This is a genomic window from Psychrobacter sp. 1176_08, assembly GCF_052850615.1.
This window is the reverse complement of record NZ_VXCU01000001.1, coordinates 260,203-274,669: the sequence shown is the minus strand read 5'-3', so window position 1 is coordinate 274,669 and position 14,467 is coordinate 260,203. Positions and strand designations below refer to the sequence as shown.

5 protein-coding genes are annotated in these 14,467 nt (G+C 43.7%); 1 reads left to right on the top strand and 4 read right to left on the bottom strand.

What is annotated here, in order from left to right; translation table 11 throughout:
- Window positions 1-309: 309 nt before the first annotated feature.
- Window positions 310-1,632 carry a phosphoribosylamine--glycine ligase gene (gene purD, locus FW759_RS01040; protein WP_446442114.1) on the bottom strand — a complete coding sequence of 441 codons (1,323 nt, stop codon included), beginning with the start codon at window positions 1,630-1,632 and terminating at the stop codon, window positions 310-312.
- Window positions 1,633-2,108: 476 nt separating this feature from the next.
- On the opposite strand from purD, the gene FW759_RS01035 reads away from it, so the two are divergent.
- Window positions 2,109-6,944, top strand: a complete 4,836-nt coding sequence (locus tag FW759_RS01035; RefSeq protein WP_446441929.1) for an NAD-glutamate dehydrogenase — start codon at window positions 2,109-2,111, stop codon at window positions 6,942-6,944.
- Between the two features lie 91 nt (window positions 6,945-7,035).
- Here the strand turns inward: FW759_RS01035 and FW759_RS01030 are convergent, their stop codons facing one another.
- From FW759_RS01030 to cysG, 3 genes are all read right to left on the bottom strand, one after another.
- Window positions 7,036-10,899 carry an AAA family ATPase gene (locus FW759_RS01030; protein WP_446441928.1) on the bottom strand — a complete coding sequence of 1,288 codons (3,864 nt, stop codon included), beginning with the start codon at window positions 10,897-10,899 and terminating at the stop codon, window positions 7,036-7,038.
- An 87-nt stretch (window positions 10,900-10,986) separates the two neighbouring features.
- The gene (locus FW759_RS01025; protein WP_443570376.1) at window positions 10,987-12,483 is read right to left on the bottom strand and encodes an exonuclease SbcCD subunit D C-terminal domain-containing protein; all 1,497 of its coding nucleotides are present in this window, start codon (window positions 12,481-12,483) and stop codon (window positions 10,987-10,989) included.
- Between the two features lie 168 nt (window positions 12,484-12,651).
- The gene (gene cysG, locus FW759_RS01020; RefSeq protein ID WP_131397551.1) at window positions 12,652-14,232 is read right to left on the bottom strand and encodes a siroheme synthase CysG; all 1,581 of its coding nucleotides are present in this window, start codon (window positions 14,230-14,232) and stop codon (window positions 12,652-12,654) included.
- Window positions 14,233-14,467: the final 235 nt, after the last annotated feature.

Below are 14,467 nucleotides of genomic sequence, written 5' to 3'. Positions count from 1 at the left end.
GTGTATTTGATGAGCCTTGGTAAGGTGCTGACAGTTACTTTGTAAGCCATAGAGTATTTATAAACTTAAGTAAATAATTAAGAATTAATGGGAAGACTCAATAAAATATATCGTTAAATCTATATCGTACGATAGTATTTATCTCTCACAAAAAAGTAAGGCGGGAATGGTAAGTAGGTTAGATACATAGCAATATCAAAAAATAAGACCTAGCACTAAGCTAGGTCAAATACTACGAAAGAAAATGATTCAGACAACGACATTAAGCAAAAAAGAAGAGGTTCACTCGGTTTACTTGATCGTCAAATTTTAAGCATTTTCACGAGTAATGGCATGATGACCAATGTCACGACGATAGTGTGCACCATCAAAACTAATCGCACCTGTGACTGCCAGTGCAGCTTGTTGAGCATCAGAAATAGTATTAGCCAATGCGGTCACACATAGTACACGTCCGCCATTGGTTAACACTTCTTTCTTAGCAGCTGCTTCATCGCTATTAGAAAATGCAGTGCCAGCATGGAAGACTTTAACAGTATTGTCGTCTTCGGTGTTCAGTTCTGGCAAGCCAGCAATCACGTCACCCTTTGATGATGTTTCAGGATATCCTTTTGAGGCAACAACGATACCTAGGGCAGGGCGTGTATCCCATTTTGCTTCATTTGGTAATTGACCTTCTAATCCTTGTGCGACCAAATCTACCATCGAAGATTTCAGACGCATTAAGATTGGCTGTGTTTCTGGATCACCAAAACGGCAGTTAAATTCTATGACATAAGGATCGCCTGACTGATCAATCATGAGGCCAGCATACAAAAAACCAGTATAAGGATGACCTGCATCTTTCATCGCATCAACGACAGGTTGGATAACTTGTTTCATTACCTTATCGTGAACTTCTTGCGTTACAACTGGTGCAGGAGAATAAGCACCCATACCACCTGTGTTCGGCCCTGTATCTCCTTCAAAAGCACGTTTGTGATCTTGACTGGTTGCCATTGGCAAAATATTATCACCATCTATCATACAAATAAAGCTGGCTTCTTCACCTTGTAAAAACTGCTCAATAACCACGCGACTGCCAGCATCGCCAAATTTATTGTCTGCGAGCATATCGTCAATGGCTTCATGAGCTTGTTCAATCGTTTCTGCAACGATGACGCCTTTACCAGCCGCTAGTCCATCCGCTTTGATAACGATTGGTGCGCCTTGCTCATCGATATAAGCTTTGGCAGCGGTAGCATCGGTAAACCCTTGATAGGCCGCGGTAGGAATGTTGTTCTTTTCCATAAACTCTTTGGCAAAAGTTTTTGACCCTTCTAGCTGAGCACAATATGCCGTCGGTCCCCAAGCTTTGATACCTGCTTCACGGCAAGCATCGACGATGCCTGTGACCAAAGGTGCTTCTGGTCCAACGATGACCATATCAATGGCATTATTTTGGCAAAACTCTATAACGGCACTATGATCATTAGCGTCAGTAGATGCGAAGACAACGTTTTGGCATTTAAGTTCAAGCGCAGTACCCGCATTACCAGGTGCGACGTAGATATTTTCTACGTTCTCATCTTTGGCACACTGCCATGCTAGTGCGTGTTCACGACCACCTGAACCGATCACCAAAATATTCATCATACATCCTACCCTTAGCATCAAAGTTAATTTAGCATCAAAGTTAATAGTGAGTGAGTCACACACTCTTAAATACGCTGGTGTATTCTAACAAAAAACCCGCAACAATTACTATGAGTATCCACTTGCCAGCATGAATCATCGATAAGTCAATATCCTATCCCATGAGTAAATGTTATTGGAATGTTGCTGATTCATGAAATGATGTTGTACCCTTTAGCTAACGGCCTAGGTGCGTTAAACTTCACTAGATTAATAGTATTGAATCCGAACTGCCATATATTCTCAAAATATAAGAGTAAAAAGAGGAGAAAGACCAAAAAAATTAAGAAAAAATAGAATATGCTGCGGAAATGGATATACTACTGCGCTTCATAAAGAATAGTGCTTATATTCTTATGGTGATGGTAGTCAGTACAGATTAATAAATCAGATAAATAAATGCTAAACCAAACCTGTAAAAAAGGACGAAGGACATGCCAAACTCTCTCAGTATCGCAAAAGAGCGCATCAGCCAGATAAGCGATATTGCTACCAGTTATGTACAAAAAGACAAATCATTATTCGACCATTTTGTTCATAGTTATTATCAGCCGTTGCATCAAGAGGCAGCGAAGACTGTTAGTAATGCTGATTTGGCCGGGATGGCACTGCATCACTTTACGCTACTCAAAGCCTATGATGGCAGCAAGCCGCAACTGACTGTAATCAATCCAAAGGCAGAAGAGCAGCATTTTCATAGCTCACACACGGTTATCCAAATTGTGGCTTATGATAGACCTTTCTTAGTCGACACTATCCTAATGAGCCTTGAAGCAGAAGGCATCGATGTTCATCGTACGTACAATATTATTGTTAGCGTGCAGCGTGATGACGATGGACAAATCACTCACGTTGAAGGCGCGCATGAAAGTGCGACTTCTCATTTGTCTTTGATTCACTGTGAAATTGCTTATCAAGACAACAAAGATTTGGCCGCATTACAGCAAATGCTGTTGACCAAAATTGATACTTTGGATACTGTCGTCGGCGATTGGAAGCAAATGCGTTCGCAGCTGATGAATATCAAGGCTGAATTGGCCAACAAACCGTTGCCAGAAGTCTTTTATTCGCAGCAAGAGATACAAGCATTTTTAGATTGGATTTTGGACGATCATTTCATATTCTTAGGGTACCGTGAATACCGTTTAGAAGGTGGCCAAGCGATCGAAGTCAATTCAGAACCGAGTGACTTGGATTTGTTTGCAATCGGCAATAGCGGTCTTGGGTTATTACGCGGGGCTGAAGAAGACAAGTTGTCAGAAAGCTTTAGCCAACTGCCTAAAGTATTAAAGCAGCTACTGACGGAACCACGTGTCTTGATGTTGTCTAAATCAAGCCGTGTATCGCCTATACACCGTTCTGTATATATGGACTTTTTGGGTATCCATAAGTTTGATGACAATGGCAAGCTGGTCGGTGAATATCGCTTTGTGGGTTTATTGACGTCACAAGCCTATCAACTTACCGTACAGCAAATACCGCTATTACGTGAAAAAGCCAACAAAATCATGAAGATGGCAGAATTACCACGTGATGGACATGCACACCATAAACTGATGCACGTTATCAATACCTTGCCTCGTGATGACTTGTTTCAGGCTGGCGTTGAAGAGCTGTATCCGATTGTGTCTGGTATCAGTCAATTACAAGACAAAAAGAGTCTGCGCCTGTTCAGCCGCATCGATCATTATCAGCGCTTTGTCTCATGCTTGGTCTACATCCCACGTGATAAGTTCAACACTGAGCTGCGTATCAAAGTACAAAACGTCTTGAAAGAAGCTTACGGCGGCACATCATCGGGTTTTACCACTGAGTTCAATGAGTCTGCGCATGCCCGCGTTCATGTACACGTTCGTACCGTACCCGGTCAGGTAAATGACGTCAATACTGAAGTGCTTGAAGCCAAGCTATCTGCATTGATGCAATCATGGAGTGACAGCTATCAAAAAATGCTGCTTGATAATGTGGGCGAGCAGCAAGCCAACGCGTTGAACCGTCGCTTCTTAAACTACATACCAGCGGCTTATCAAGAGCGTTTTGATGCTCGTACTGCCGTTGAGGACACCAAACGCTTGGCAGGATTGACAGCAGAGCAGCCAATGATCTGGCATCTGTACCAATCAACGGGCGACGCAAGCAACCAGTTGCATCTAAAGCTGTATGGTCGTGAGCAACCTGTCATTTTGTCAAAAGTATTACCAATTCTTGAAAACTTCGGTGTGTCCGTCATTTCAGCACAGACTTATGAATTTGACTTACCAGAGCAGCCTATTTGGATGCAAGAATACGAGTTGACACTAGAGCACGTTGATACCGTCAACATGCAGGTGGTACGCGGTCAATTTGAAGACAGTCTCAAGCAGATTTGGGCAGGACAGGTCGAAAGCGATTCGTTTAACGAGTTGGTACTAATTACCAATCTTGATACTTATGATGTGGTCTTATTACGTGCCTTATCGCGTTACATGATGCAAGCACGCGCCCCATTCTCCAGTACTTATATTCAGCAAACGGTTGTCAAAAATAGCGACATTAGCGTGGCATTGAGCAATCTGTTTGATGCTCGTATGAATCCTAAGTATAGCAATGAGGCACGCGCAGAGAAAACCTCTCAAATTCAAGGAAAAATCAATGCAGCGCTTGCCGATGTCGATAGCTTAGATGAAGATCGCATTTTGCGTTGGTACTTAGACTTAATCAATGCGATGGTTCGTACCAACTTCTATCAAACAGATGCGGATGGTCAACGCAAAGATCGTCTGTCGTTTAAGTTCTTGGCAGCAGACATTCCAAACTTGCCTAAACCAAAGCCAATGTTTGAGATATTCGTTTACTCACCACGTGTTGAGGCGGTGCATTTACGCGGCGGAAAAGTGGCTCGCGGTGGTCTACGCTGGTCCGATCGTATGGAAGACTTCCGTACCGAAGTACTGGGTCTGGTCAAAGCACAGATGGTTAAAAACGCAGTCATTGTGCCTGTTGGCTCAAAAGGCGGCTTTATTGTCAAAACCAAAACCATGGCAGATGGCCGTGAAGCGTTTCAAGCTGAAGGTATTGCCTGCTATCAGACGTTTTTACGCGGTATGCTCGATATCACAGACAACATTGTCGATGGGCACATTGTCGCGCCAGCCAACACCGTGCGTCATGATGAAGATGACCCGTATCTGGTCGTTGCTGCGGATAAAGGGACAGCAACTTTCTCAGATATCGCTAATGCATTAGCTGCTGAATATAACTTCTGGCTTGATGATGCCTTTGCTTCTGGTGGTTCAGTAGGCTATGACCATAAAGCGATGGGTATCACTGCTCGCGGTGGTTGGGAGTCGGTCAAGCGCCACTTCCGTATGCGCGGTATGGACATTCAAAATCGTGATAACTTTACCGTCATTGGTATCGGTGATATGAGTGGAGACGTATTTGGTAATGGTATGCTATTGTCAACTCATACGAAGTTGGTGGCAGCATTTAACCACTTGCATATCTTTATTGATCCGAATCCAGACACAGCCGCTTCTTATGCAGAACGTGCTCGTCTGTTTGAGCTGCCACGCTCGTCGTGGGAAGATTATGAGCAATCATTAATCAGTCAGGGCGGTGGTATATTCTCACGTCAAGACAAAACCATCGTTATCAGTCCAGAGATGAAAGCTGTTTTTGACATCAGTGAGGACAGCCTAACGCCTAATGATTTGATCAGTGCATTACTACGAGCACCCGTTGACCTGATTTGGAACGGCGGTATCGGTACTTATGTTAAAAGCGCTAATGAAACGCATGCGGATGTTGGTGACCGTGCCAATGATGCGCTGCGTATCAATGGTAACGAGCTACGTGCTGCCATCGTTGGTGAAGGTGGCAACCTAGGTTTTACTCAGCAAGGACGTATCGAATACGCACAAACAGGTGGCCGCATTTATACCGATGCGATTGATAACTCAGGCGGTGTAAACTGCTCGGATCACGAAGTCAATATCAAAATCTTGCTCGGTAAAGTGGTTGAGCAAGGCGATATGACGTTGAAGCAACGTAATGAGCTGTTAGAAAGCATGACAGATACCGTGGCAGAGCTAGTATTGCGCCAAAATTACTTGCAGCCGCAAGCAATTGAGCTAAGTCAGCTTCAAGCATCAGCAAACTTAAGCGAACATCAACGCTTCATTCAGATGTTAGAGGGTGAAGGTCGTCTGGATCGAGCTATTGAGTATTTGCCATCGGATGAAGAAATTGCTAAGCGTCAAAAAGCAGATACTGGCCTAACCAATCCTGAGTTGGCGGTCATCATGGCTTATGGCAAAATGTGGGTTTATGACAACTTGTTATTGTCTGATTTGCCAGATGACCCGTACTTCATCAATGAGCTACGCAAGTACTTCCCTGATGAATTGGCAGAACGCTTCTTTGATGAGATGACGAAGCATCGCTTGCATCGTGAGATTATCAGTACTTATTTGACGAATAGTGTCGTCAACCGTTTGGGTATTGAAGCCTTGTTCCGTCTTTATGAGGAAACAGATCAGTCACTGGCCACCATTATTCGTGGTTATGCGATCACTCGTGATGTCTTTAATGTGTCTAAAGCATGGAAAACGCTTGAAGATCTAGACAATCAAGCGGATGCTAAATTGCTACTCACCCTTGAGCTGCGTCTGCGTGATGCGCTTGAACGCGGCGTGGTGTGGTTTATCAATGCCTTTGGTCAAGATTTGCAAGTCACAGACATGATTAGCCGCTTTAGCAATAGCGTGGAAAAACTCACCAAGTCAGGTGGCTTCATTGAGCAGCAATTTGCCCAGTATCTAGAAGAAGATACCACAAGCTTGATGCAGGATGATCTATCTAATAGCGATGCCACCTTGTTTGCCATGCTGCCATATCATGTTGATGCACTGGATGCCGCACTTTTGGCTGAACAATATGGTCGCCCTGTTGATGAGATTGCCACATTATACTTCGAAGCCTATCAAGTGTTGCAACTCGATTGGATGATGGGTAACATCGCTGATTTACCGCAGCAAGGTTATTGGGATCGCCGTGCCCGCCATGCACTAGTGAATGAGCTGACACGTAGCTTACGCTTACTGATGGATGCGGTATTGTCAAAACCAGATGCTAAGCAAGCATTTGGTGAGTGGCGCTCACGTCATTTAGACAGCTTAGCGTCTATAGAGTCAGAGATGAACAAGCTTGATAGTAATGAAGACAGCAAAGTCAGTCTATCGACGCTTTCTGTACTCATGAGCGAGATTAGTGGTTTAGTGAGCAAATAAAATAGTCGTTTCATAAAAAAACCACCGTTAGTGTTAACGGTGGTTTTTTATTGTCTGATGATTATCAGGTAGATATGATCGGTTTTAAATTTTAGTGGGCGACTCGCCGGCAACCTTGACCACTGATTTGACTAAAGCCGCCAGAGAGCTTTTCAACTTTAATCTGAGTTAAGATGCGATCTTTTAGTGCCTGCATATGAGAGATTACACCGATCAATTTGCCTTCTTGCTGTAAGCTGGTGAGGGTATCCAGTGCAATATCCAATGATTCCTCATCTAATGTGCCAAATCCTTCATCTAAAAATAGTGAGTCCACGCGGATATTTTGACTGGCCATTTGTGACAGTCCTAGCGCAAGTGCCAGACTGATAATGAACCCTTCGCCGCCTGACAGGTTTTTGGTGCTACGAATCTCACCACCTTGATAATTGTCGATGACGTTCAATTCAAGCGGGCTGTCATCATCGCGGATCAGCAGGTAACGATCACTCATTTTTTGTAGCTGAGTGTTGGCATGATTGACCATAAGATCAAAAGTGAGGCCTTGAGCAAAGGTACGATACTTTTTGCCATCGGATGAGCCAATCAATTTATGCAGTTGTTGCCAAACTTGCAACTTATCCTTTTGGGCATTGATGGCATCAATTTGTGCTTGCTGTGTGTTTTTCTTATCTTCGTTGTCTTTTAGACGCTGACTGATCGCACCAATAGACTCAATGCAGCTATTAAACTTCTCTTGGACTTGCGCTTGCTGCTGAGTAAGTGTCTCTCGATCGTCTGTTGTCAGCGGATTAGCTTGCTTATCTTCCAATGCTTTCTCGGTTTCTTTCAACAGAGACTGCGCTTGCTGGAGCGCATAATCAATACGTTCTTGCTGCTGCTTGAGCGTATTACGCTCACCAATTGGCAACCACGCATTCGTAAAATCCGTTTCATCCATAAAGTCAGAAGCAGCAAGTATCAACTTAAAGCTATCTTCTTGAGTGTTGAGCGTACTTCTCACCGTGGTTATTTGTTCAACCACATATCGCTGTTTCTCAAGTAATTGCTTAAGCGTGTACTCAGCATTGTCTAGTTGTCTTTGGGCAACGGACTGATCGGTTTTGGCTTGTTCTAACGCCTCGCGCAAACGCTGCTCTTCTGCATCAGGATCTTTGTTAGCGAATACATTTGCTCTGTTTGTTTGTAACTGCTCAAGCGCCTCTGTTTTTTCAATCACAAATTGAACCAACCTATCAAGCTCCTGTTGGTCTTTATCCAACTGGGTTTGTTTGGTATCGATCTGTATTTCTAGACGACCTAGTACTGTCGTCAGTGTTTGATGCTGCTCTTTATAGTTATTAAACTCATTTTTTACAGCCGTAAGCGCAGCGTGCTGCTGACGCAATGTATTGATATGCGTATGATAATCCGCCTCGTTTAGGATAACTTGGCTATCAATACTTTCCATCAGGGGGTGTAAAGTGGGCTGCGAGGCGCGTATCTGCGTGATTGCGTCTGACTGAAACGTGCCAGTGGCGTATCTCGATAATAGCTGCATGATGTCATTTTTAAGAGTGGTTAATTCAGAAAAATTATCGTGAATTTTTTTATCTATCGTATCCATACTCGCAGATTTTATTTTAATATCCGTCTCAATCTCATTAATATCCCTTGCCAGCTTATGCTGCTGTTGTACTAAAGCGCTAATGTCACCCCGTATAGTAGCAAGCTGCTCGCTACACGTTTCATAGTTGGACAGCGTGTCTTTAAGAGAGCTTCTACGTTCGGCAAGTTGATGCTGAGTGCTCTCTAACAACGGTAGTATATCTACCTGTGTCTCAAGTTGCTGCAATGGACGTATCGTTGCCGCGATAAATGGCGAGTAGTTTTTCTCCAGCACTAAACTCACTGACTGCTTGATATCAGCTGTTAGTTTTTGTGCTTGATCTAGTAGTCGATTTTTCTGATTTTGCTGCTGCTCAAACTGCTGTTGTTTGGTCGCCTGACTGATACGATGCGCAGATAAGGTATTTTCCAAGTCGGATATGATAGCATCTAGATCTGTTATATGTTGCTGAATCTGGTCCGCTTCAGTATCTGATACCAAATGCGGATGGCTTGCGCCATAAGGATGCTCAAGCGATCCGCACAGCGGGCAGGGATGACCGTCTTTTAGATCAGCAATGTGACTTTCTAAGGTGGCTACTTTTTGTAGTAGATACATCTGTGTTTGTTTGTCTTGCCGCTTGTCTTTAGTGGATTGGATAGTATGCGTTTTATCAGCAATGATATCAGCCAGCGCTACCAGATCGTCTTGTATTACTGGTAGCGCGGTGTCTATATCTTTGATCTGTGCGCTAATCTCATGCCACTTATCTGCTTTTAACTCTATTTGTTCAAGCTGACGATTAAGGCCATCAATCTGTTCTTGCTCTTGGCGTATATCAGACAATGATTGTACTTGGATCAAGGCGGTTTGCTGTTGTTGTAGCGCTTTGGTCTCAGCTTGCAGTGCTTTTTCTTTATTCGCTTGTTCCTCTTGTTGTTGATGCAAGGTTTTAAGACGGCTTTGATACTGGTCTATATTGCTTTTCTGACTAGTCTGGTTGATGATTAGATCAGCATTGTCTTGCAACAGTGCTCTTAAACTTGTGCAATAACTCTTAAAATTAGCAATATCGCCGTCGATGTCATTTAAATCATTTGCAGTATCAAGGTCGTGCTCGATACCTGCTAATTGAGTTTGATTGCGCGCTGCTTCTTTTTTATGATTATCTATCTCTTGACGCAAATGCTGAGTACTAATAGATAAGTCTTGTCGTCTTTGCTGAGTTTCTTCCAAAGTGCGCTTATTCTGCGCAATTTCTACATCAAGTCTGCGCACCTCTCTAATGTTAGGCGAGGCGACAGTCCATTCTTCATTAGCGGCTTGTAGATGAGCTTGTGCTGTCTCTAAGTTCGTAGTAGCCTGCTTTCGATTGTCTTCCTGCTGCGGTAATGTCTGATTTATTTTCTGCTGTTCATCTTGCAAGTGTTTTAGGCTATCACGATTGTGGGTCAGTTGACCAAATTGACTATCAATCTCCAACGCCTTATTAGCAGCGGTTAAGCGTTTAGCATTAGGAATAAAATCTTGCTGCGCTTGCTGAGCATCATCAAGATCATTTTGATAGACACTCAGCTTTTCTTTTGCCTCTGTAACACTATCTAGCCATTTAATTTTTTCGACCAAATCTTGAATGATTTGCTGCTGCGTACTTTGGGTACTTTGATGTGATTGTAATTCGGTTCTTAATTGAGCTTCTTCTTCAGTATCTAAAAGCGCCAAGCCATCTAAACCGTATTGCAGCTTACTCAATATCTCTTCTTCAGTGCGCTTTTTATTATGAACGTGTGCTGAAATGGTGGCATAAATATCAGTGCCCGTAATTTTCTCTAAAATGTCAGCACGTTCGTCGGCTTTGGCTTTCAAAAAAGCTGAAAAACTGCCTTGAGCGAGCAATATCGAGCGAGTGAATTGCTGAAAATCCATCCGAGTTAGCTCAATAATTTTGTTTTTGGTGTGCTTTAAAGTGCTCTCTAACAGCTCATCCTTTTTTGACGGATCATCAACGTGTATTTGAGCAATCTCATGAGTTGCGTCTTGCAGATTACCGTCCGCTTTATTATAAGCACGGCGCTGTCCCCAGCGACAGCGGTACTGCTCACCATTCAAATCAATCACGACCTCAGCGAAGCATTCCGCTGTTTGCCGTGTCATTACTTCATTGCTGCTTTTGCTGATACTGTTGATTCTTGGTGTTTCACCATATAATGCTAAACAGATGGCATCCAATATGGTGGTCTTGCCAGCGCCAGTCTGTCCTGTGATCGCAAAGATCCCTTCATTGGTAAAAGCGGTATCAGCGAAATCTATATGCCATTCGCCTTTTAAAGAGTTTAGGTTTTTGAGTCTGAGTTCAATGAGGCGCATGGATATATCTTATTATTAGTGATAGCAACAACTGCGAAAATTTAGAAAGATAAACAATAGAAGTGCGATAATGATTTACCATTTATATCACTCAGCCAACTTGTCCTCATGATGTAAGTGATAAAGTATCTGACCATAGGCATCGCGCAATGAGTCTTTTTGAGAATCAGCCACATCATTTATCGTCAAGCAGCGCTCAAACACTTCCATCTCATTTAGATCTTGTAGTGTCTCAGAGGTTTGCTGCTGATTAAGAATTTTATTATAAGTACGCGTGTTTTTAATTTTTAATACCTCACATGGCAAATCCTCTACCATCCCTTGTACCTGTTCACGTAAATCGCTGACAATCTCGTCACCTGTATAGACAATTTCTAACCAAATCGATTCTGTTAAGATCAGCGCTTTGATGGTATTGGCGATCATTGTTAAGTCACCAGATATTTGTGCCAGTTGTTGAAATGTTGGAACGGGTAGGGACGTGACTTGCATTTGATCTGAGTCATTATTAGGTTTGGATTTATGGTCGTGCTCTTGCTGGTTGTCAGTATCCTCTTGAATAGCTGTTGTTGCCATCTCATGATTAGCAGCTGGCGCGTCAAAGCCAAACAAGTCATCTATAAAACCAGCTTGTTCAGTTTTAACATTAGTATCTTTGCTGGCAAGCTGAGGAATGGCGTTTGGCCTTAAGCTATCATTATCAAAAGATTCAGTAGCACCAAACTGTATGAGTAAAACTTGCTTTTGCTGGCGAGCTTCACCAAACCCCATCGCAATAGGTGAGCCTGAGTAGCGAATACTTTCAAGACCACCAACGCGCTGCGGGACGTGTAAATGCCCAAGGGCGACATAGTCAAAACCCTCATCAAACATATCAGCGGAGATTTGGCCAAGTGAGCCAACATAGAGATCGCGCACGCCATCATCATCGGTTGTTTTGCCACCAGCAGCGAATAGATGACCTGTGGCAATGATAGGAATATGCCGTTGATGAATTTTTATTAATTCTGCCTGCTTTCCTTTCGCAATACTTGCTACTTCATTATAGTGGGCGCCAATACCTTTGATAACATTGGCATCTTTGCTATCTGCAGACTCGCCAGCGCTACTGCTACGCACATCACGATCACGCAAGTAGGGCACAGCTGCAATGATGCAATGAGGATTGTTATCATCATCACCTAAGACCAATACTTCGTCTTCTAAATCATCACAAGCCGTCCCAATCACATGAACATTCAAAAATTTGAGCACATTGCTTGGCGCATCCAAAAACGTTGGTGAGTCATGGTTGCCAGCGACGATAACCACATGCTGACAGCAGGATTTTGAAACCTTACCCAAAAACTCATAATAAAGCGCTTGGGCTTTATTGCTCGGAGTCATGGTATCGAAGATATCACCAGCAACGATCAAGATATCTACTTGCTGTGCGCTAATAGTGGCTTGTAACCAACTTAAAAATGCTTCAAATTCGCTATAACGCAATCGCCCATACAGCCGTCGCCCCAAATGCCAATCGGAGGTGTGCAAAATCTTTAGAGGTTTTGTGGCAGCATATTTGGGCGTGTCAGGTATGGACATAGTAGGGCTTATCATTAAACGTGCGAACATTGGATAGACAGGTTTTATTCTAGCAAGATTTGGGTAGATTTGCTCTGTTGCCTTATAGAAAAAAGCCCTACCAATTATTTGGCAGGGCTTTTGACGTTGTCAGTAGGCGTTTAATCTAGGACCTTAAATACTCTCTTGTCACTCAGCAAGATTGGCAACCATAGAAAGGGCATGTGCTTGCTGACTTGTAGATGACTTTTTGTCTTTATTCAGACTTGATATGCCTTCGCGTAACCAGTTATCCGCTGTGTCATCGCTGTTTTGATTGTACTGATTATACCAAGACAAATCATGATGTAAGCTGACCACATCGCCCATGATCAATAGGGCAGGCGTTGGTAATTGCGCGTGCGCTTGCTTGGCGACAATGGTGTCAAGTGTGCCTGTTAATACTTGCTGGTTGGGCATACTGGCATTGGATACAATAGCAATGGGTGTATCTTGGCTGCGACCGGCCTGCATCAAACCTTCAGTCAACCGTTCCAGCGAATGTAGACCCATGTAAAACACCACAGTCTCATCGGTATCCAAAAAGTTTTTAAAATTGCTATTGGGCGCGCCTGCCTTCAAAAAGCCTGTGACAAAGCGCACGGATTGCGAATGGTCACGATGGGTCAGCGGAATGCCCGCGTAGCTTGCTGCGGCATTAGCAGCTGTGATACCTGGTACAACTTGATAAGGCACACCATGAGCACGTAGGCTCTCAATCTCTTCGCCGCCACGTCCAAAGATAAAGGGATCACCACCTTTTAGACGTACCACGCGGCGACCTTGCTTGGCGCTATTGACCAATAACTCATTAATACCGAGCTGTGCCACTGCGTGATTGCTGCGTTTTTTACCCACAAATACTTTGTCCGCATCACGGCGGCACAAATCCAACACTTGCGGTGATACCAGTGCATCGTAGTAAACAATATCTGCTTGCTGCATCAAGCGCAGCGCTTTAAAGGTGAGCAGTTCTGGATCACCTGGGCCTGCGCCAACAATATAGACTTCGCCCACTGGGGTTTGAGCGTCTACTGAGTCATCTGATACGGCAGCTGCTACCGTCTGTTCTGTTGCCTTTTTCTCATCAAGTGCTTCTGCGGTACGGTCTAGGTCGGCTTTGAGTTGTGCGATGGCTTCATTTTCGTTGCCAGCAAACATCAGCTGGCTGACTTGACCTTCAAACGCACGCTCCCAAAACTGCCGCCGTCCAGTGAGCGTTGGTATTTTGGATTTTACCTCACTACGGAAATCACCTGCCAGCTTGGCCAATTTACCATAGCCTTGCGGAATTAGTGTCTCAAGGCGTGCCCGTAATAGCCGTGCCAATACGGGCGCTTTACCATTGGATGAAATCCCAATCACAATGGGGTTACGGTCAATAATCGCTGGAAAAATAAAATCACACAATGGCGGCGTATCGACCACATTGACCGGGATATTTAGCTCAGTCGCATCGGCGTGAATCTTATGGTTAAGCGTTTCATCGTCAGTCGCAGCAATGATCACGCGTGCACCTGACATATAGCGCTTATTATAATTCTCGTAGATAAATTCGTGTTTATCATCCGTTAGCAAGGCTTGTATCTCATGGCTGATATCAGGCGCAAGAATCGTAATGCACGCGCCAGCACGGCTCAGCAAGTCAGCTTTACGCAGTGCCACTTCGCCGCCGCCCACGATGAGCACTTTACGGCCTTCTAATTTGAAAAATAGCGGGAAGGTGTTCATAGCGTCACCATATATTGAGTTATTTATTATAAATAATAGAAAAGGTATGAGGGATGCCGCCATTATGAGGTATCACAGACACACTCTCACCTAGTGAATTGGCATTAGCATATTCGTTTTTGAGATAAAAAACGATATTTTTCTTGCCAATAGGAATAGATGAAATGACTTTCTCAAATCAATAAATTTTCTAACACACGCTAACATATTCCAAAATTAGGGTGTGCTAGCATGT

Bases quoted from the DNA above. Each gene is read 5' to 3' on its own strand.
- purD (WP_446442114.1), bottom strand. From the start codon at position 1,632: ATGAATATTTTGGTGATCGGTTCAGGTGGTCGTGAACACGCACTAGCA.
- FW759_RS01035 (WP_446441929.1), top strand. From the start codon at position 2,109: ATGCCAAACTCTCTCAGTATCGCAAAAGAGCGCATCAGCCAGATAAGC.
- FW759_RS01030 (WP_446441928.1), bottom strand. From the start codon at position 10,899: ATGCGCCTCATTGAACTCAGACTCAAAAACCTAAACTCTTTAAAAGGC.
- FW759_RS01025 (WP_443570376.1), bottom strand. From the start codon at position 12,483: ATGTCCATACCTGACACGCCCAAATATGCTGCCACAAAACCTCTAAAG.
- cysG (WP_131397551.1), bottom strand. From the start codon at position 14,232: ATGAACACCTTCCCGCTATTTTTCAAATTAGAAGGCCGTAAAGTGCTC.